General features: G+C 68.3%; 19 protein-coding genes and 2 pseudogenes. 16 read left to right on the top strand and 5 right to left on the bottom strand.

The window, feature by feature from the left end; genetic code table 11:
* Positions 1 to 966, bottom strand: a pseudogene (locus GRX66_RS08480) (ferridoxin); the annotation flags it as partial.
* A gap of 171 nt (positions 967 to 1,137) precedes the next feature.
* Between GRX66_RS08480 and GRX66_RS08475 the strand changes: the two are divergent.
* The 4 genes from GRX66_RS08475 to GRX66_RS08460 are packed head-to-tail and all read left to right on the top strand — an operon-like array spanning position 1,138 to position 6,451.
* Positions 1,138 to 4,329, top strand: coding sequence for a molybdopterin oxidoreductase family protein (locus GRX66_RS08475; RefSeq protein WP_159526177.1), 3,192 nt, complete (start codon positions 1,138 to 1,140; stop codon positions 4,327 to 4,329).
* 3 nt (positions 4,330 to 4,332) lie between these two features.
* On the top strand, positions 4,333 to 5,007 hold the full coding sequence (locus GRX66_RS08470; protein WP_159526176.1) for a 4Fe-4S dicluster domain-containing protein: 675 nt from the start codon (positions 4,333 to 4,335) through the stop codon (positions 5,005 to 5,007).
* Positions 5,007 to 5,444: a hypothetical protein gene (locus GRX66_RS08465; protein WP_159526175.1), complete on the top strand. Its 438-nt coding sequence runs from the start codon at positions 5,007 to 5,009 to the stop codon at positions 5,442 to 5,444. The genes GRX66_RS08470 and GRX66_RS08465 overlap by 1 nt, the downstream gene beginning before the upstream one ends.
* Positions 5,441 to 6,451, top strand: a complete 1,011-nt coding sequence (locus tag GRX66_RS08460) for a cytochrome b/b6 domain-containing protein (RefSeq protein WP_159526174.1) — start codon at positions 5,441 to 5,443, stop codon at positions 6,449 to 6,451. Before GRX66_RS08465 ends, GRX66_RS08460 begins: the two co-directional genes overlap by 4 nt.
* Before the next feature lie 27 nt (positions 6,452 to 6,478).
* Here GRX66_RS08460 and GRX66_RS08455 read toward each other — a convergent pair whose 3' ends face one another.
* Positions 6,479 to 7,681, bottom strand: coding sequence for a DUF7405 family protein (locus GRX66_RS08455; RefSeq protein WP_159526173.1), 1,203 nt, complete (start codon positions 7,679 to 7,681; stop codon positions 6,479 to 6,481).
* A 102-nt stretch (positions 7,682 to 7,783) separates the two neighbouring features.
* Here GRX66_RS08455 and GRX66_RS08450 point away from each other — a divergent pair, with 102 nt between their 5' ends.
* From GRX66_RS08450 to GRX66_RS08435, 4 genes are read left to right on the top strand one after another with little or no spacing between them, the layout of a single operon-like run.
* Positions 7,784 to 7,936 (top strand): hypothetical protein, encoded by a 153-nt coding sequence (locus GRX66_RS08450; RefSeq protein ID WP_159526172.1) that lies wholly within the window; start codon positions 7,784 to 7,786, stop codon positions 7,934 to 7,936.
* Entirely contained in the window at positions 7,933 to 8,184 is a 252-nt protein-coding gene (locus GRX66_RS08445) for a hypothetical protein (RefSeq protein WP_233745374.1), read from the top strand. Before GRX66_RS08450 ends, GRX66_RS08445 begins: the two co-directional genes overlap by 4 nt.
* Complete coding sequence (locus GRX66_RS08440) at positions 8,181 to 8,408, top strand: hypothetical protein (protein WP_159526171.1); 228 nt, start codon at positions 8,181 to 8,183, stop codon at positions 8,406 to 8,408. The genes GRX66_RS08445 and GRX66_RS08440 overlap by 4 nt, the downstream gene beginning before the upstream one ends.
* 50 nt (positions 8,409 to 8,458) lie before the next feature.
* Positions 8,459 to 8,641, top strand: coding sequence for a hypothetical protein (locus GRX66_RS08435; protein ID WP_159526170.1), 183 nt, complete (start codon positions 8,459 to 8,461; stop codon positions 8,639 to 8,641).
* A 31-nt stretch (positions 8,642 to 8,672) separates the two neighbouring features.
* On the opposite strand, the gene GRX66_RS08430 is transcribed toward GRX66_RS08435, so the two are convergent.
* The 3 genes from GRX66_RS08430 to GRX66_RS08420 all read right to left on the bottom strand — a co-directional run bounded on the left by GRX66_RS08430 (position 8,673) and on the right by GRX66_RS08420 (position 11,098).
* Positions 8,673 to 9,074, bottom strand: coding sequence for a hypothetical protein (locus GRX66_RS08430; protein ID WP_159526169.1), 402 nt, complete (start codon positions 9,072 to 9,074; stop codon positions 8,673 to 8,675).
* A gap of 129 nt (positions 9,075 to 9,203) precedes the next feature.
* Positions 9,204 to 10,145, bottom strand: a complete 942-nt coding sequence (locus GRX66_RS08425) for an NAD-dependent epimerase/dehydratase family protein (protein WP_159526168.1) — start codon at positions 10,143 to 10,145, stop codon at positions 9,204 to 9,206.
* Positions 10,146 to 10,216: 71 nt separating this feature from the next.
* Positions 10,217 to 11,098 (bottom strand): SDR family NAD(P)-dependent oxidoreductase, encoded by an 882-nt coding sequence (locus GRX66_RS08420; protein WP_159526167.1) that lies wholly within the window; start codon positions 11,096 to 11,098, stop codon positions 10,217 to 10,219.
* A 245-nt stretch (positions 11,099 to 11,343) separates the two neighbouring features.
* Here GRX66_RS08420 and fer point away from each other — a divergent pair, with 245 nt between their 5' ends.
* The 8 genes and pseudogenes from fer to GRX66_RS08380 all read left to right on the top strand — a co-directional run.
* Positions 11,344 to 12,054: a ferredoxin Fer gene (fer, locus tag GRX66_RS08415; RefSeq protein ID WP_159526166.1), complete on the top strand. Its 711-nt coding sequence runs from the start codon at positions 11,344 to 11,346 to the stop codon at positions 12,052 to 12,054.
* 72 nt (positions 12,055 to 12,126) lie between these two features.
* Positions 12,127 to 12,678 (top strand): tRNA (cytidine(56)-2'-O)-methyltransferase, encoded by a 552-nt coding sequence (locus tag GRX66_RS08410; RefSeq protein ID WP_159526165.1) that lies wholly within the window; start codon positions 12,127 to 12,129, stop codon positions 12,676 to 12,678.
* A gap of 60 nt (positions 12,679 to 12,738) precedes the next feature.
* On the top strand, positions 12,739 to 14,115 hold the full coding sequence (locus tag GRX66_RS08405) for an FAD-binding oxidoreductase (RefSeq protein WP_159526164.1): 1,377 nt from the start codon (positions 12,739 to 12,741) through the stop codon (positions 14,113 to 14,115).
* Between the two features lie 133 nt (positions 14,116 to 14,248).
* Positions 14,249 to 14,767 (top strand): transcription factor, encoded by a 519-nt coding sequence (locus GRX66_RS08400; RefSeq protein ID WP_159526163.1) that lies wholly within the window; start codon positions 14,249 to 14,251, stop codon positions 14,765 to 14,767.
* Entirely contained in the window at positions 14,767 to 15,432 is a 666-nt protein-coding gene (locus GRX66_RS08395; protein WP_159526162.1) for a DUF2110 family protein, read from the top strand. The genes GRX66_RS08400 and GRX66_RS08395 overlap by 1 nt, the downstream gene beginning before the upstream one ends.
* A complete protein-coding gene (locus GRX66_RS08390; protein WP_159526161.1) occupies positions 15,429 to 16,139 on the top strand; it encodes a DUF5803 family protein in 711 nt (236 codons plus the stop codon). The genes GRX66_RS08395 and GRX66_RS08390 overlap by 4 nt, the downstream gene beginning before the upstream one ends.
* 125 nt (positions 16,140 to 16,264) lie before the next feature.
* The gene (locus tag GRX66_RS08385) at positions 16,265 to 16,951 is read left to right on the top strand and encodes a competence/damage-inducible protein A (protein ID WP_159526160.1); all 687 of its coding nucleotides are present in this window, start codon (positions 16,265 to 16,267) and stop codon (positions 16,949 to 16,951) included.
* A 372-nt stretch (positions 16,952 to 17,323) separates the two neighbouring features.
* Positions 17,324 to 17,466 (top strand): annotated as a pseudogene (locus tag GRX66_RS08380) (N-acetylglucosamine-1-phosphate uridyltransferase); the annotation flags it as partial.

Raw genomic sequence — 17,466 nt, 5'->3', positions numbered from 1 at the left:
CGGCCGTGCGGGCACGCGTCCGACGCACTCGGTGCAGCCCTGCTGGCTGGCCCCGCCGGCGGCGCACACGCTCAGCTCGACGTCGAGGAACGCGGCTTCTCGACGCCGCCGAGCAGGTCCTCGACGGCCGCGACGGTGGCGACGTCCACCGGATCGGTGTAGAAGCCCCGTGCGGCCGCCGCGGGTCTCCCGGCTGCCGTCCGGGTAGACGACCTGGTCGGCGGTCAGGGTGCGTTCCTCGGGGTGGATGGCGTCCGTCGGACAGCAGTCGACCCAGTCCCCGCCCGGCGCGCCCGGGAGCACGTCCACGGGCGAGCGCGTGACGTACTCGTCGGGGCCGCGGTCGACGCACTCCATGCAGTCGATGCAGTCCTCGGTGACCCCCGCCTGGACGTGCACCTCGAACTCGCCGTAGACGCCGTCGACGTCCGTGAGGCGGCCGCGCTCGACGGTCACGTCGCGGAGGTCGTAATCGGTGTCGGCGAAGTCCGCGCCGTCCGCGAGCAGCGTCACGTCGGCGGTGTCTGCCAGCGCCGCTGCTGTCTCCGGGTCACCGACCACGAGGACGTGGTTTCCGGCCTCCCGGGCGACGGTCCGGGGTCGTGCTTCCGCACGGAGGCCCGCGTACGCCGCGTTCAGTTTCCTGGCGACGAGGTCGGTGGCTTCCGCTTGCTCGTGGACCCAGGCGGCCCGTTCGCGGTGGTTGACGAACGTGACCGCGTCCGGGTGGAGGCCGGCGTCCGCGAGGAGCTGCTCGTACTTCGACCTGCAGGCCGCGCTCTCGGCGGTGACGAGGAGGTGGTCGAGGTCGTACTCCGCGACGACGTGCCGTACTTTCGGGAGTCCGTCCTCGCACAGCAGCGAGGCACTCGCGACCACGTCCACGTCGCGGACCCCCTCGCGGACCCCCTCGAGGTCGAGGTCGACAGACCCTCCACAGCCACAGACGAACGCCCCGACGTTCATTCACTCGCCGTTAGGTCCGCCTCGCAAAAGAGCTTGTGCCTACGTAGCATGGTATAAATACGCACAGCAGACTCCTCTGGTAATTTGTCGCCCCTGAAGTGCAGAATTTGTACCAACACTGAAGGGACTGCAGTCCTCAGTTGTATGGTATGCGGTAACAGGTGGCAGGTAATGAGCACAGAACCGGTATCACTGGACCTGGACCGGCGCTCATTCATGAAGGCGAGTGCGCTCGCGGGCGGACTCGCCCTGGGTGGCGGGATAACAGGCCAGTCGCTCGCACAGGACGGGGAGACAGACGGTACGGGCATCTCGGGAGACGACTCGCGGCTCACCAAGACGGTCTGTAACTTCTGTGCCGTCGGCTGTGGATTCCGCGGTGAACGCGAAGGGAACGCGTTCGTCGGGCAGGAACCATGGCACGAGAACCCGATAAACAACGGGTCGGTGTGTTCGAAGGGTGCGGCCATCTACGGCAGCGAGCACTCCGACCGACGACTGAAGCACCCGATGCGGAAAGAGGACGGGGAGTGGAAGAAGATTACCTGGAACGAGGCCTACGACCACATCACCGAGGAGATCGAGCGCATCTGGGACGAGTACAGTCGCGAGAGCGTGATGCTGCTGGGGAGCGCGCACCACTGCAACGAGGAGGCGTACGCGAGCCGGAAGCTCGCGTCGTTCATGGGCACGAACAACATCGATCACCAGGCGCGGATCTGTCACTCCACGACTGTCGCCGGCCTCGCGAACACGTGGGGGTACGGCGCGATGACGAACACGATCAACGACTACCGGAACTTCGACCTCAACGTCATCATCGGGCAGAACCCCGCGGAAGCCCACCCGATCGCGATGCAACACATCCTCGAAGGGCAGGCCCGCGGCGGCGAGATCATCTCCATCGACCCCCGGTACACGAAGACGTCCGCGCACGCGGACCACTTCTACCGGCTGCGACCCGGGACGGACGTCGCGCTGATGATGGGGGTCATCCGGTACATGCGCGAGCAGGGCGAACTCGACGACGACATGCTTGAGCAGCGCGTGCAGGGCTGGCCGGACGTCGACGACGACCTCGACCAGTACGACCTCGAGACGGTCGCGGACATCACGTGGATCGACGAAGACCAGATCCGGGAGATCGGCGACCTCATCATCGAGAACAAGCCCAGCGTCCAGATCGAGTGGGCGATGGGCGGCACCCAGCACAACAACGGCACGCAGAACATCCGTTCGTACGCGCTCACGAGCCTCGCGTCCGGCAGCGCGGCGCGCTCCGGCGGCGGGCTCCAGGTGATGCGCGGGCACGCGAACGTGCAGGGCGCGACCGACCTCGCGGTCGCCAGCCACATCCTGCCGGGGTACTACGGGGTGTCAAGTCCGGGGTCCTGGCGGTACTGGGCCGACGTCTGGGACACGAGCCCGTTCACCTCTGGGTCCACGTCGTTCGAGGACATGTACGACCGGTTCGACCTGATGCCGGAGGACCTCTACACCAGGCAGTCGACGGCTGAGGGCGAAATCGACGAGACCTTCCCGAACGACCGGTCGATGATGTTCCAGAACGGGTTGACGGTCGCACGGTGGTTCGAGGCCGCACTCGGCGAACAGGACCGGCTGCTGGAGTCACCGATCTACCAGCCGGACCCCGTGAAGGCGGCGTTCTTCTGGGGGCACTCGTCGAACTCCATTTCGGAGATGCCCCGGATGCGCCAGGCGATGGAGGAACTGGACCTCCTCGTCGTCGTCGACCTGTTCCCGTCGCTGGCGGCCGCGCTGCCGGACCGCGACGACGGCGTCATCCTGCTGCCGGCGGCCAGCCAGTACGAGCACTGGCGGTCGCTGACGAACTCCCACCGCGCCGTGCAGTGGAGCGAGCCGGTGCGTCCGCCGAGCCACGAAGCGAAGCCGGACCTCCAGATCATGCAGGAGCTCGCCGACAGACTCGGCTTCGGCGAGCATTTCGACTGGGGGTCGGGCCCGGAGATCCACAACGGGAAGTCCAGCTACGAGGAAGTGCTGCGGGAGATCAACCTCGGCGTCCGCATCATCGGCTACCAGATGAGCCCGGAGCGCCTCCAGCAACACCGCGAGTACGACTACGCGTTCTCGATGGAGGACACGAAGTGCCACGACTCCAGTCTCCCCGTGAGCGGGGACTACTGGAGCCTCCCGTGGCCGTGCTGGGGTGACGGCCACCCCGGGACGCCGATTCTGTGGCGCGACGACGTCGACCCCCGCGAGGGCGGGCAGGACTTCCGGTCGCGGTGGGGGACGCAGGCCCCCACGCCCAGCGAGTGGGCGGACATGGACACGGACAAAGACTACCCGCTGCAGGTGACCTACGACCAGGGCGGCGAGGAGGCGTTGAACATGCTCCGGACCCAGTACACCCCGGACTGGTACGACGGCCCCATCGAGGGCGTCCCGCAGTATCCGGGCTTCGCGACGGCGCTCCCGGAGGACCCATCGAATCCGTCGGAGCTGTCGCTTCCCTTCGAGTACGCGCTGCGCGAGGACCGCTCGCCGGCCGACGCCGCCCAGGAACTCAATCAGCGCGACGAGTTCGACTTCGACATGAGCTTCTGGGGGGAGTACGACACCCGTCAGCCGGACCCGCCGACGGGCCGCGGTCGAGCGCGGGCGGTCGCCTGGAACTTCCTGGACACGGTGCCGGTCCACCGTGAACCCATCGAGAGCCCGAACCCGGGGATGGTCGAGGACTGGCCGGCGAACGGCCAGCAGTTGAACTTCTACCGCCTCGACCAGAACAACCGCGACGTCCAGGAGGGCGCGATGGACCGCATCCAGGGGGCCGAGGGCATCAACACCATCCTGACGACCGGTCGGCAGGTCGAACACCAGGGCGGCGGCTCGGAGACGCGCTCGAACATCTTCCTCGCCGACCTCCAACCGCACATGTACGCCGAGATTCACCCGGACCTCGCCGAGGAACTCGGCGTCGACGGCGGCGACCTCGTGACCGTGGAGACGACGAACCGGGGGTCGGTGCTGGTGAAAGCCAGGGTCACCCATCGCCCGAACGACCAGGAGACGTTCCTCCCGTACCACTGGGGCGGCGTCTTCCAGGGCGAGGACCTCTTCGACGAGTATCCGGACGGCCTCGAACCGTTCGCCACAGGGGATAGCGCGAACTCGATCACGTCTCCGGGCTACGACGTCGAGACCCAGATGCAGGAGACGAAGGCGGCGATGGTGCGCGTCCGGAAGGCGACCCAGGACGTCGTCGACGACCTCAACATGGACGTCGACCTGTCGTCGTTCTCGTTCCCGCAGGACGACGCGGGCATCGGCCAGCAGAAGGACTTCGACGTCCGGGAGGACAAACCGGTCCAGTGAACAATGTCATCGAACCAGCAATCACAGCGCGAGGTCTTGAGCGAGGGGGTGATCAGCACGGGCGAGGACGCGCGAATCTTCCCCGACGTCGAGGCCTGCATCGACTGCGGCGGCTGTGTCGTCGCGTGCAAGCGCACGTGGGACATCGGCCCTGAGGAACAGCGAATCAGCATCTCGACGATGTTCGAGGGCCAGCAAGCCGACGAGGGCTACAACGCCAACAGCTCGCAAGCCCTCGACGACGGCGCGTTCCCCGGGGAGACGGCGATCCCGATGCAGTGCTATCACTGCGAGAACGCGCCCTGCGTCTCCGTCTGCCCGACCGACTCGCTCCAGAAGAGCGACGACGGCTTCGTGCAGGTCAACGACGACCTCTGCGTCGGCTGTCAGTACTGCCTGTCCGCGTGCCCGTTCGGCGCGCCGCAGTTCCCCGACGAGAACACGGACGGTAACGCGGTGGTCGGCACGGGCGGCATCATGGACAAGTGCACGATGTGCGAGGAACGACAGGACGTCGGGAAGGGGCCAGCGTGTGCCGAGGAGTGCGCGACCGACGCCATCCTCGTCGGCCAGCCGGGACAGATCGCGGACGAACTCGACAAACGCGACCGCGACCCGTTCTTCAACGACGAAGCGATGGAGATCATCTTCGGCGAGGACGCGGAGGTGTTCGAGTGATGAGCAGCAGCGACGACGCGGGCGGCCTCTCGGAGGGCCTCGCGGTGCTGATCAGCGGCATCGTCGGCATCGTCGTCGCGCTCGCGGCCGTCTGGTACGTCACCGGCCTCGGTGACGCGAGCACCGAGGCGCTGTACCGCATCGACCCGACGGCGGGCGGCGGCGAACTCACGGGCGTCGGCGCGGACTGGACGGCGGGCAACACCGATCCGCTCCTCGACCTGCTCGTCGCGCTCACGCACGCCGCCGACGTCCTGATGGGCGCGTTCGTCCTCCTGATGCTGTTCGTCCACTGGGGGGCGTTCCGCCGACTCGCGTCGCGGATGCAGGAACCCCAGCGGTCCCCAAGCGAGGACGGCGTCGCTGCCGACGGGGGCCAGCGGACCGACGGTCCGCAATCCACGCCGAGCGAAGCCAGCGGAGGTGACCACGAATGACGAGCCTGGACCACGGGAAGTTCACTCGCGTCACAACGTACTTCCACACGCTGCTCGCACTCGACGTCTTCCTGTTGTTCTTCACGGGCTACTCCGTGATGTTCAACGACGAACTCTGGTGGATGGTCGAGTTCATGGGCGGCAACGCGAGCGTGCTCGCGATCCATCGGCTCGCCGGCCTCGCGCTCATCGCGCTGACGGTCTTCTGGGTGACGCTGATGCTCATCGGGCCGGGCCGTCGGAAGAACTTCCGCGCAGCGATGCCGTCCCCGGCGGACACCGAGGCGTTCATCCAGGACGTGCAGTTCGTGCTCGGCCGGGCCGACGAGCGCCACCCGAACGCCCGGCAGTTCGCGGGCTACGAGTCGGACGAGGTGCCGCTGTTGTCCTACATCGGGAAGGGCGTTCTCTGGATTTTCACCGTGGAACTCGTCCTCCTGATGGTCTCCGGCCTGCTCATCTGGAACAAGGTCGGGCTCTCGGAGTTCTACCAGTCGAAGGCCGTCGTGATGGGGTTCGTGACGTTCCACGGCCTCCTCGGCGTCATCATGCTGATGGGCGTGATGTTCCACATCTTCGAGCACGGCTTCCACCCCGCGTTCTACCCGGTCGAACTGAAGGCGTTCGTCGCGAAAGACGCCATGCCCGACCACGAAGACGCGGACTCCGATGCCGACCACGAGGGCACGGGAATCGAGCGGTTGTCGCTCCGGCCGTCGTGGGGGCTGGCGTCGAACCTCATGGGTGGCGCCGTCGCCATCGGCATCGTGAGCGTCCTGCTCGCGAGCATCTTCGACGAGGGCTACCCAGTGCCGCGGGAACTCGCCGTCGGTGGCGGTCCGGCGAACCTCCTGCTCACCGTCGGCGTCAACATCGGCGTGTTCGTGCTCCTCGTCGGCCTCGTGCTCTCGACGTACGGGAACGTCCTTCGCTCCCGGTACGAGTCTCAGCGCGAGCGGGAGGAGGTCACTGCGGCGGACGGCGGCGAACCAGTCGACGACGACTGACGCCGCCGCTGTTCTCCTCGGACGCGCTCACAGCAGCGGGAACGCGCGGTTCTCCCGGGGCGGCACGTAGAAGTTCGCGCGCGCTGTCGTGCGCAGAATCGACAGCAGTCCGTTGTTCCGGCGGTCCGTGACGTCGCTGTGCTCGTCGCGGAGGTACCACCCGTTCATCGAGCGCCGGGTGTGCCGGAAGTCCGACAGCGACGCCTGGAGGCTGAGGAAGTGGACGCTCGGCTCGCGGCCGTCCGCGGAGTTGAAGTCCCGCCGCAGGATGACCGGCCCCCCGTCGTTGCGCGCGCGAGCGACCTTCTCGTGGTGACCTGCGACGCCGTGCTCCGCGACCGACGAGGGGACGTCCCCATCGAAGGGAACCGAGGTCGTGAGATCCTCGACGTCCGCGGACGAGAACTCGGGGGAGAACATCCGGGCGACGCGCTCGTCCTCGGCCATCGAGTACCAGCGGTCCAGCGAGAGTGCGATGTGGGACAGATGCATCGTGGTGCCACCCGCGAAGTCGCCGCTGTCGATGGTGACATGGTCCTCGCTGGCCTGCGTGTCGCTGCGGAACGAGCGGAAGCCCGTGAACATCGGCGCGTCCTCGGGAATCGGGACGTCGTCCGCGCCGGCCGCGTCTCCGAAGTCCGCGGGCAGACCCTCCCCGATGAAGCCGGTGCGTGTTCCAGTGCGCTCGAAGACGGCGCCCAGGCGGGAGCCGGTGTCGCGGCGGAACTGCTCGCGTTCGACGTCCTGGAGGCGGTCGGCGTCGTCGGCCGCCAGCACGAGCGCGGCGTCGAAGCGCTGGAGGTCGGGGTCGTCCACGCGGGAGAGCACCCGCGGATGCGTGAGCGGTGACCGCTCGAGTGCGTCGATCAGGGCGAAGTAGCCCGACCCCCACGCGAGCGTGTGGAGGACGCCGTCCGGTCCCCAGTCGTGGTCGGCTTCGATGCCCCGGAGCGCGCGCTCGACAGTCCGGGCGTCATCGACCGAGGGCGGCCCGCGGAGCGACAGCAGCGCTACGCGATAGTGTTTTGCGGGCACGTCGTTGCCGTGCTCGTCTTCGCGGAGCGCGCCGTTCCAGGCGTGCTGGCGGGCTGGCACGTCGTGGGGGTTCTCGTCGAGTTCGAGGTCGGGTTCCTCGGCTGCCTGACGGCTGAGCACGCTGCCGCAGCCGGAGAGCCCGACGGTGCCGCTGGCGGCGGCGAGCGAGGCGAGTGCATGACGCCGCGTTACCATACCACAAAGGTACGGAGCGAACGACCGAAAGCCTTGCTGCGGGCCGGCGTGTCGGTTTTGTGGGAATCAGACCTTAGTGGATGCGGGCCGTCTGTGGTAACAATGCACATCCTGCACGTCGGCCTCGACATCCCGTTGTCGCACGGTCAGGCAATGCAGGTGTTGTGGACCGGGCTGGTGACGCTGGTCGGCGTCGGCTACCTGCTCTACCGCGACTACCGCGCGTACAGCGAGCGAGCCGGTGAGCGCCCGTGAGCGTCGAATATCCGCGCACCCTCGGTGCGCTCCGCGCGACCGTGTGGACGCTCGCCGCTCTGCTCGCGCTCTCACTGCTGGCGGTCGGAACCGTGGCTGTGCTCGCGGAACTGAAGGGGACCTGGCACTGGATGATCCACCTCGAATCCACCATCAGGTACGTCGGCCTGTTCGTCCAGTATCTGCTCGTGGTACTCGTGCCGGCGTCGATCGCGTTCGCGGTCGCCCGGTGGCGGTGGTCGACGTGACGGACGTCGGTCGACTCGCCGGCATTGCCGCCGTCGTCTCCGGGGCTAGCTTGCTGGTGCTCGTGGCTGCGGTCGGCGTCGTGGCGACGTTCGCCGAACTCCAGGGCACGTGGTCGTGGTACCGACAGATGGAACTCGTGATCGCGGCGGCAGCCGAGCCCGTTGTGGCGTTAGCGGCGCTGACGGCCGTCTCGGCGTTCGTGACGGCGGTCAGCGTGGAGTGAGGGGCGGGCCACCACTTGCCTTTAAGTTTTGTCGGGTGTTAGATACTACCATGGCGGGGGTACTCAACTTACTCTACGTCGCGCTCGTGTTCGTGGTCGCAGTCGGTGGCGTGTTCGGCGTGTTCCTGGCGACGCGGGACGCGACGTCCGACGGGGAGGCGCGGCTCGGACTCGCGGTCGCCGTCGTCGTGGCGCTGTTCATCGTGGGCGCCGCGTGGCCGCTGGTCACGTGACAGGGCGCCGTTCGCCGGCGGCGACCGGAGGTCACGCCGTCAACAGCTCCGCGGACTCCTCGGAGAGGTCCACGGTCACGTCCTGGCGGGTCTGCTCGCTGATCTGGTCGATGTTCCGCGTGAGCACGTCCAGGATGTCCTCGGGCTCCGGATAGACCAGCATGTTCCCGTCGTCGTCCTCCATGACGAGCTGCGTGTCCGCGAGGTTCACCTGGTCGTGTTCGAGGTGCGCGACGATGGCGGGGAGTTCCTCCGCGCCGCCCGGGTCGCCCTCCTCGACCATGGTCACGTACAGCGCGTCCAGCCCGATGAGATCCTTGTACTCGCGGACGCGCTGCGCGCACTGGACCATGTCAGTCGTGACTGCGGTCTTCTCGGGGTTGCCGTGCTCGCCCTCGTAGCAGTGCTTGCACACCCGGAGTTCCATCCGCATGCCAGGTAACAGGGCGACTGGCTGCTTGAAGCTTCGCCCGGTAACGGAAATACGTCGACAGGCCCCGTCGAGGCGTCCGAGGGGGCCTGGCTGTCACGGCTGCTGTCACTCCCTCTCAGCGCGTCGTGGTCACTCGCGTTCCGCGCGCAGTTCGTCGACGAGCCCGCGGGCGGCCGCCCGGACAGCTTCGTCGCTGGACTGGGACGGCTCCCACCCGAGCGCGGACAGTTTCTCGATGGACAGGCGCATCTTCGGGACGTCGCCAGTCCAGCCGCGGTCGCCCCCCGTGTACTCGTACTCGGGGTCGACGCCGAGCTCGTCGGCGACGATGTCCGCGATGCGGTTGACCGAGGTAGTGGTCCGCGTGCCGAGGTTGTAGACGTTCATGTCGTCGTCGGCGTGCTCGACGACGTGGGTCATCGCGTCGACGCACTCCTCGACGTGCATGTAGGACTTCTCCTGGCGGCCGTTCCCGAGAATCGTCAGCGTGTCCGAGTCGTCGAGGAGCTTCTCGATGAAGTCCGGGACGACGTTGCCGCGCTGGCGCGGCCCGACGATGTTCGCGAACCGGTACACCCACGACTGGATGCCGTAGGAGTGGGCGTACGTCGAGATCAGGCCTTCATCGGCGAGTTTGCTCGACCCGTATATCGAGATCGGTTCCAGCGGCGCGTAGTCCTCCGGCGTCGGCATCGGCGCCTCGCCGTACACCGTCGACGACGACGTGAACGCGAGGTTGTCGACGCCGACCTCCCGCATGCGCTCGAGGACGTTGTACGTCATCTCGGTGTTCTCCTCGAAGAGCACGCGCGGTTCCCCGTAGTTTGTGTCCGTGTACGCCGCGAAGTGGAAGACGACGTCCACGTCCTCGGTGATCACGTCGGCGACGTCGTTCTCGTCGCACACGTCCGCTTGTACGAATTCCACGCCGTCGGGCACGCGGTCGCGGGTGCCCTTCGAGAGGTTGTCGACGGCGATGACGTCGTTGTCGGCGGCGAGTTCGGCGGCGAGGTGGGAGCCGACGAGGCCGGCCGCGCCGGTGACGACGACGCGCTTCCCAGACAGGTCCATGACTGAGCAAATCCGGCGGTTCGGGAAGTGCTTTCCGATGCGTGACAGGCGGGCGTCACCGTGCGCTCGGTTTAGCCGTCGACGCGGTCCGCGCTCCACTCCCAGAGGCGGGCCGCGAGTTCGTCGTCAGCGGCCTGCTCGGCGGGCGCGACCTGCTGGCAGTCCTTGAAGTACGCGCCGTCGGCGTCGAGGTCCGACGCAGCGAGGTACGTGGGCGTCGCCGCGGCTGACGCCGTGGAATCGACGACCCCGAACGCGAGACGGCGCGGGATCACCGACAGCAGGGTCATCAACGCCCGCACTGGGACCGAGGCGGTCCGCCAGAGCCCGCTCCCGGGCACGAACCCGGGGTGGCAGGCGTTCGCCGTCGGACCGTCGACGCGCCGCGCGAGCTCACGCGCGAACAGCACGTTCGCGAGTTTCGACCGGCCGTACGCGTCGAACCCGTCGTAGTCCTCGAGAGACTCGACGTCGTCGAGGTCGAGGCTCGCGCGCCGGTGGACCTCCGACGAGACGGTGACGATGCGGCCGTCCTCCGCTATCGCGTCGAGCAGTTCGGTCGTGAGCAGGAACGGCGCCAGGTGGTTGGCGTGGAACGTCCGCTCGACGCCGATGTCAGTCAGGTCGCCGTCGTCGAAGTGCGCGCCCGCGTTGTTGACGAGGACGTCGAGTTCGTCGACGCGGCCGTGGATTCTGACCGCGAGGTTCCGGACCTGCTGGACGTCCAGGAAGTCCGCGCGGAAGAACCGGGAGTCGGCCCCGAGTTCCCGGAGCCGACTGGCGACCTGTTCCCCGCGCTCCCTGTCACGGCCGTGCACGTAGACGTCCGCGCCCAGGCGACCCAGGGCCAGCGCGATCTCGCGACCGATTCCACTGGTCGCGCCCGTGACCAGCGCCGTCGTCCCCGAGCAGTCCTCGTCCTGCGCGCTCGCGGCTACTTCCGGGCGAACCATGCGCGCTGTAATGACGACCAGCAGTATAAATCACCGCAGTAACGGGTCTGGTGGCTAACTCGACGCGTTTGCCGCCAGCCTGGCCACGTACGTGCTCTCCCGTGCGTCCCGCGGCGCGGGGACGGACCGACTGACCGCGGGTCCCGAGTGAGGTCGACGGCGATCGAGCCGGGAACGGGCGGTCGGTTCCGGCGAGGACCGTCAGCGCGGGGAGACTTTTCTACCTGTGGCAGTTACGGGGTCCTATGGAATCTCCCTTCGACGTGCTCGGTGTCGACGAGGACGCCGACGACGGGGAGATACAGCGAGCCTACCGCGAGCGGATGAAAGACGCCCACCCGGACCAGGGCGGGTCGGCAGCGGAGTTCCAGCTCGTCCGCGCGGCCTACGAGAAGATTCTCGCGGGCGACGCAGAAGCCCACGGCGGCGACGCAGACGCCCACGGCGGCGACGCCGCTCCGGCGGACGTCGAGCCGGACGTGGAGACGCCGTCGTACGACGTCGACTCCGGCGAGGCGTTCACCCCGTGGTCTGAGTCCCACGTGGAGTACGTGAACTACGCCGCCGTGGACGACCACGGGTGGCGCCTGGACGACGACGACCTCTTCGCGAAGGCCGAGCGCGCAGACCTCGACCCCGTGAACTACGGCGAGTTCGTCGTCGGGGCCGGCGAGTCCCTGCTGGAGGCGGCCGAAGACCGCGGCTTCGCGTGGCCGTACGCCTGCCGCGGCGGCGCGTGCGCGAACTGCGCCGTCCTCGTCGTGGAGGGCGCGCTCTCACAGCCGACCGACCACATCCTTCCCCCGGAGATGGTGGACCGGGACCTCCGCCTGTCCTGTAACGCGGTGCCCACCACCGAGACCCTGCGCGTCGTCTACAACGTCAAACACCTCCCGGATCTCGAGGAGTTGCGCCTCCCGCCGTACCCCTTCGAACTCGCGCACGCCGACGACTGAGCGGCGCAGCCGGGCGTGGCCGCACGGCGCGCATCCGAAACGCGTACCCCGGCGGCGCGACTCCTCGTTGGTATGCAGGACAGTCCAGCAGTCGTCGTGCTCCGGTACGGCCACCGGCCGGGCCGCGACGACCGCATGACCACGCACGTCGGCCTGACGGCGCGCGCGCTCGGCGCGGACCGCGTCGTCCTCCCAGGGAACGCCGGCCAGTCCGCGGAGACAGTCAGGGACATCACCGAGCGGTTCGGCGGCCCGTTCGACGTCGACCTCACGGACGAACTCGACGCCACCATCCGTGACTGGGCGGGCGCTGTCGTCCACCTCACGATGTACGGCGAAGCCGTCCAGGACGTCCAGGAGAACGTCCGGCGCGCCCACCGCGAGGACGGCGACCCGATTCTGGTGGTCGTCGGCGGCGAGAAAGTCCCCTTCGAGGTGTACGAGCACGCCGACTGGAACGTCGGCGTCACGAACCAGCCCCACTCGGAGGTGGCGGGACTCGCGGTGTTCCTCGACCGCCTCTTCGAGGGCCGGGAACTCGAACAGGAGTACGAGGACGCCGACCAGCGCGTGATTCCGCAGGCGCTCGGGAAGCGCGTCGAGGACGTCGACGACGAGGCGTAGGTCGGCGCCCTGTCTTGCGGCTGACCGACCGCTTAACTGCGTGCCCGCCCGAGACGGGGTATGCAGGAGTTCTGTGCGTCGCTGCCGCTGGCAGCCGACCAGTGGACGCTGGCGGACGCCGAGCGCTCCCAGCACGCCACCGACTGGGGGACTGACCGCGCGGACGGGTCGGCGCCCGCCGCGGTCGTCTGGCCGGAGTCGACGGCTGACGTCGCGGCCGTCCTGGAGCGCGCCAACGAGACGGGCGTGCCGGTCACGCCGTACGGCGCGGGTACCGGAATCGCGGGAAACGCCGTCCCGGTCCGGGGCGGCGTGAGCCTCGACACCACCCGAATGGACGCTGTCCTCGACGTGCGGCCCGACGACTTCCAGATCGACGTCCAGCCGGGCGTGATCGGGATCGACGTCGACGAAGCGCTCGCCCGGCACGGCCAGTTCTTTCCGCCGCTCCCGACGTCGGGCGCGATGGCCACCGTCGGCGGGATGGTGTCGACGGACGCGTCCGGTCGCCGCACTGTCAAGTACGGGACTGTCGGCGACTGGGTCCGCGAACTCGAAGCGGTCGCCGGCGACGGCACCGTGTTCACGGCCGGTACGAAAGCGGTCAAGTCCTCGTCGGGGTACAACCTCCGCGACCTCGTCGTCGGCAGCGAGGGCACGCTCGCCGTCGTCACGCGCGTCACGCTGGAGACAGCGGGCATCCCGGCGGAGATTCGGGGCGGCCGCGCGGTGTTCGAGTCAGTCGAGGACGCCGCGGCCGCGATTGCCGACGCACGCCGGTCAGGCGTCGACGTCGCCTCGATGGAACTGGTCGACCAGCACTGCGCGCGCATCGCCAACGACCACCTCGACACCGGCCTGCCGGACCGCCCGATGGTGTTCCTGGAGTTCCACCGCAACCACGGCGTCGACGCCGAAATCGAGTTCTGCGAGTCCGTGTTCGCGGACCACGACCCGCTGCGGTTCGACGTCGTCGACGACGCCGCGATGGACGACCTCTGGGCGGTCCGCGAGGAACTCGCCGACGCCGTCGTCCAGCACGATCCAACACTCGTGTCCGCGCACTCCGGGGACGTCGCCGTGCCGCCCAGCGAGTTCCCGGCGCTGGTCTCGTTCATCCACGACCGCGCGGCTGACGCCGGCCTCCAGGCGCCCACGTTCGGGCACGCCGGCGACGGTAACGTCCACTTCGACGTGCTCGTCGACCCGGACGACCCCGAAATGGTCGACCGCGGCTCAGCCGTCTCCCACGCCGTCATCGACCGCGCAATCGAACTCGGCGGCACGTGTACCGCCGAACACGGCATCGGGAACACGAAACGCGAGTTCGTGCGCCCCGAACACGGCGACGGCGCCGTCGGTCTGATGGGCCGGGTCAAGGACGTCTTCGACCCGAACGGCGTACTCAACCCCGGGAAGGTGTTGCCAGAGGACTGACCGCTGGTGGTTCCCGAGGACTGACGACTGGCGGTTTGCGGGTCGGCCCGGCGCTCCGACGCGTCACTGCCCAGCGCCCCGACTGCCGGCAGAGTAACAAGACTTAATGGCGGCGCGGACCGCTTTTCACCCAATGGCTTTTGAGGAGCTACTCGACGACCCCGTGGTTCAGAAGTACCTCCACGAGCTGGTCGGCCCGAAGGGAATGCCGGTTGCGGTGTCGCCGCCGGACGGCGAGGTGACAGACGAGGAACTCGCGGAGCGGCTCGGCCTCGAGTTGAACGACGTGCGCCGCGCGCTGTTCATCCTCTACGAGAACGACCTCGCGACCTATCGACGGGTTCGCGACGAGGACTCGGGGTGGCTCACGTACCTCTGGACGTTCGACTACGACAACGTCCCCCCGAACCTCCGCGAGGAGATGGAGCGCCTGCTGGAGGCGCTCGTCGAACGCCGCCAGTACGAACTGGAGAACGAGTTCTACCTCTGTGAGGTGTGCTCGATCCGCTTCGAATTCGCGGAAGCGATGGACCTCGGCTTCGAGTGCCCCGAGTGCGGGTCGCCCGTGGAAGCGATGGAGAACACGCACCTCGTCGACGCGATGGACGAGCGAATCGAGAACCTCCGCGCCGAACTGGGCGTGAAGGCCTGATGGTCGTCCTCGCAACGAAACTCTACGTCGAGGGCGACGCTCGGGAGCGGTCGCTGGACAGCCTCCGGTCGCAGGTCGACAACGACGTCGGCGACCTGGACGTGGAGTTCGAACTCGGTGTGCGCCACGACGACTTCCCGACGGTCACGCTGGACGGCCCGGACGAGGTCGCCGCGCGGAACGTCCTCGCGGAGACCTGGGGCGAAATCACAGAGGGCTTCGAGGCCGGCGAGACCTACGTCGGCACCCTCGAATCCTGGAGCGACGACGGGTTCGTGCTCGACGCCGGCGAGGACGTCCTCGTGCCGGCCGACCAGCTCGACCTCGGCCCAGGGTCGCCAGCGCAGATCCGGGAGCGGTTCGGCCTCGTGCAGCACGTCCCGCTGCGGTTCACGTACGGCGATACGGTGGAACTCGCGGAGGCCGAACGCGACCGGCTGTACGACTGGACGCGTGGCTCCGGCCGCCTGAACGTCAACAGCGCGACGCGCGGCGAGGTCCGCGCGACGGTGAACCGAGCGGGCCACGCCCAGGACATCGTCACCGTCGAACGCCTCGGCCTCCTCGAGCAGAGCATCATCTGCACCGAGGACACGGACCCGCCGGGCCTGCTGGCGGCCATCGGCGAATACCTGCCCGCGGAACTGCTCGCCGTCGTTCCATGACGAAACTGAAGCTGGCCGTCGCCGTGGTGTTGCTAGCGGTTACTGCCGGCTGTCTGGGTGGCGGACCGACCCCCAGCGACGATGACCTGCAGGAGGACGCGACCTACGACTGGGACACCGACGCGGACGTCACCGTCGTCGTCGAGGGCGAGGAGTACAAGACGGTCGCGACAGTCGAGGACACGGGGAAAGTCCGGCTCGCGCGCTCCAGCGGGTTCGGCGGCCGCAATCCGCTGTTCATCTCCGCGGTGCAGTTCCGGTACCCGAACGGCACCGTCGTCGGCGCCGACGCCATCGACGTCTCCAGCAAGGACCAGCGCACGGTCGTCGAACTCCCCGCGGACAACGGCACGCTCGCGTACACGTCGAACGCGGGGAGCCGTTCGGCGACGATTCCGCTGGACTTCGAGGGCTCCCACGAGGTCGTGTTGCCGGCCGCGATGCGGGTGTCGTTCCCGCTGTTCGGCAGCGTCGACCCCGGCGGCTACGAGAAGACCGTCGAGGACAACCGCGTCCACCTCCGCTGGGACTCGCTGTCGAACGCGACCATCGAAGTGGACTTCTACCTCGAGCGCGACCTCTACCTGTTCGGCGGCATCATCGGCGTGCTCGCGGTCGCCGCGCTCGCGGGCGTCGCCTACTACCGGCTCCGCATCCGGCGCCTCGAGCAGGAACGCGAGCAAGCCGGGCTCGACGTCGAGAAGTGACGCCGGTGCGGCGTTCCGCGGGGTACCCCCCGGACGACCCGACGGCGTTCTGAGGCCGATACCTCGCGGACGAATCGCCGTCGCCCCGCGTGGCCCTTTTCACTGGTGAGCGCGTACCCCGCGGTATGCAGGTTGGGCTGGTCACGGTCGGTGACGAACTCCTCGTCGGCGACACCGAGAACACGAACGCGTCGTGGCTCGGTGCGCGCCTCGCGGAGCGCGGCGCGTCCGTCGAGCGCGTCGTGGTTGTGCCGGACGTCGAGGACGCTATCGCCGAGGAGGTCTCGCGGTTCGCCGACCGCTTCGATGCGGTGCTGGTCACGGGCGGCGTCGGGCCGACCCACGACGACGTGACGATGGACGGCGTCGCGGCGGCATTCGACCGGCCGATGGCCGAACACTCCGACGCGCTGACGTACTTCCAGAACCACGACACCTACCAGTTCGACAACCTCACCGAGGGCACCGCCGACCTCCCGTCTGGCGCACGCCTCCTCGAGAATCCGGTCGGCGTCGCACCGGGCGCGGTCGTCGAGAACGTCTACGTGCTCCCGGGCGTCCCCGACGAGATGAAGGGGATGTTCGACTCCGTCGCCGACGAGTTCACCGGGACCGCCACGTCGGTCGAGTTCGTGCACGTCGACGCCCCTGAGAGTTCGCTCGTCGAGGCGCTGGAGGCCGTCCGGGACCGCTTCGACGTCACTGTCGGCAGCTATCCCGGGGACTCGGTCCGCGTGAAACTACAGCACGAAGACGAAGCCGTCGTCGACGAGGCCGCAGACTGGTTCCGCGAGCACGTCGACGAAGCCTGACTGTTCCGGGCCAGCGGCTCACAGCCGCGACTGTTCTGATCCGATTCGGTTCGCGCCGACGCTACCGGTAGAGGTACGCGAGCCACGCGGCGACGAACAGCAGTCCGAGAACTGTCACCGTCCACCCGACGGCGTTGATCGGCAACGCGGTGCCGTCCGCAGCACTCAGCAACGTAATCATGTGCGACGATTCCGGCCGGTCGGTCTTAACTCTTGGTTCACCGGACGGCCGGCCAGTCGTCGAGGTTGCTGCGGGGTCCCGGATCGCAATCCCGCGACGGCCAAGTCTCATTGGACTGCCGCCGCAGGCCGAGGGTGTACGTAGGAACCGGCAACCGCGCGGCTTTTCGGCCGTGCGGTCCAAGCGACGGTATGCGAACCGTGGGCGTCGTCGTGAACCCGATCGCCGGGATGGGTGGCCGCGTCGGCCTGAAGGGGACGGACGACAAAGTCGAGGAAGCCCGCGAGCGCGGCGCGGAACAGCGAGCGCCCGACCGCGCCCGCGAGGCGCTGGC

It is taken from the genome of Halobacterium bonnevillei (assembly GCF_009831555.1).
Classification (GTDB): domain Archaea; phylum Halobacteriota; class Halobacteria; order Halobacteriales; family Halobacteriaceae; genus Halobacterium; species Halobacterium bonnevillei.
The sequence above is the reverse complement of the archived record's forward strand: the minus strand, read 5'-3'. Positions and strand labels throughout refer to the sequence as shown.

Coding starts and splice junctions, on each gene's coding strand:
- GRX66_RS08430 (WP_159526169.1), bottom strand. CDS start 9,074: ATGCGGATGGAACTCCGGGTGTGCAAGCACTGCTACGAGGGCGAGCAC.
- GRX66_RS08465 (WP_159526175.1), top strand. CDS start 5,007: ATGAGCAGCAGCGACGACGCGGGCGGCCTCTCGGAGGGCCTCGCGGTG.
- GRX66_RS08470 (WP_159526176.1), top strand. CDS start 4,333: ATGTCATCGAACCAGCAATCACAGCGCGAGGTCTTGAGCGAGGGGGTG.
- GRX66_RS08400 (WP_159526163.1), top strand. CDS start 14,249: ATGGCTTTTGAGGAGCTACTCGACGACCCCGTGGTTCAGAAGTACCTC.
- GRX66_RS08385 (WP_159526160.1), top strand. CDS start 16,265: ATGCAGGTTGGGCTGGTCACGGTCGGTGACGAACTCCTCGTCGGCGAC.
- GRX66_RS08420 (WP_159526167.1), bottom strand. CDS start 11,098: ATGGTTCGCCCGGAAGTAGCCGCGAGCGCGCAGGACGAGGACTGCTCG.
- GRX66_RS08390 (WP_159526161.1), top strand. CDS start 15,429: ATGACGAAACTGAAGCTGGCCGTCGCCGTGGTGTTGCTAGCGGTTACT.
- GRX66_RS08425 (WP_159526168.1), bottom strand. CDS start 10,145: ATGGACCTGTCTGGGAAGCGCGTCGTCGTCACCGGCGCGGCCGGCCTC.
- GRX66_RS08410 (WP_159526165.1), top strand. CDS start 12,127: ATGCAGGACAGTCCAGCAGTCGTCGTGCTCCGGTACGGCCACCGGCCG.
- GRX66_RS08405 (WP_159526164.1), top strand. CDS start 12,739: ATGCAGGAGTTCTGTGCGTCGCTGCCGCTGGCAGCCGACCAGTGGACG.
- GRX66_RS08450 (WP_159526172.1), top strand. CDS start 7,784: ATGCACATCCTGCACGTCGGCCTCGACATCCCGTTGTCGCACGGTCAG.
- fer (WP_159526166.1), top strand. CDS start 11,344: ATGGAATCTCCCTTCGACGTGCTCGGTGTCGACGAGGACGCCGACGAC.
- GRX66_RS08395 (WP_159526162.1), top strand. CDS start 14,767: ATGGTCGTCCTCGCAACGAAACTCTACGTCGAGGGCGACGCTCGGGAG.
- GRX66_RS08475 (WP_159526177.1), top strand. CDS start 1,138: ATGAGCACAGAACCGGTATCACTGGACCTGGACCGGCGCTCATTCATG.
- GRX66_RS08460 (WP_159526174.1), top strand. CDS start 5,441: ATGACGAGCCTGGACCACGGGAAGTTCACTCGCGTCACAACGTACTTC.
- GRX66_RS08435 (WP_159526170.1), top strand. CDS start 8,459: ATGGCGGGGGTACTCAACTTACTCTACGTCGCGCTCGTGTTCGTGGTC.
- GRX66_RS08455 (WP_159526173.1), bottom strand. CDS start 7,681: ATGGTAACGCGGCGTCATGCACTCGCCTCGCTCGCCGCCGCCAGCGGC.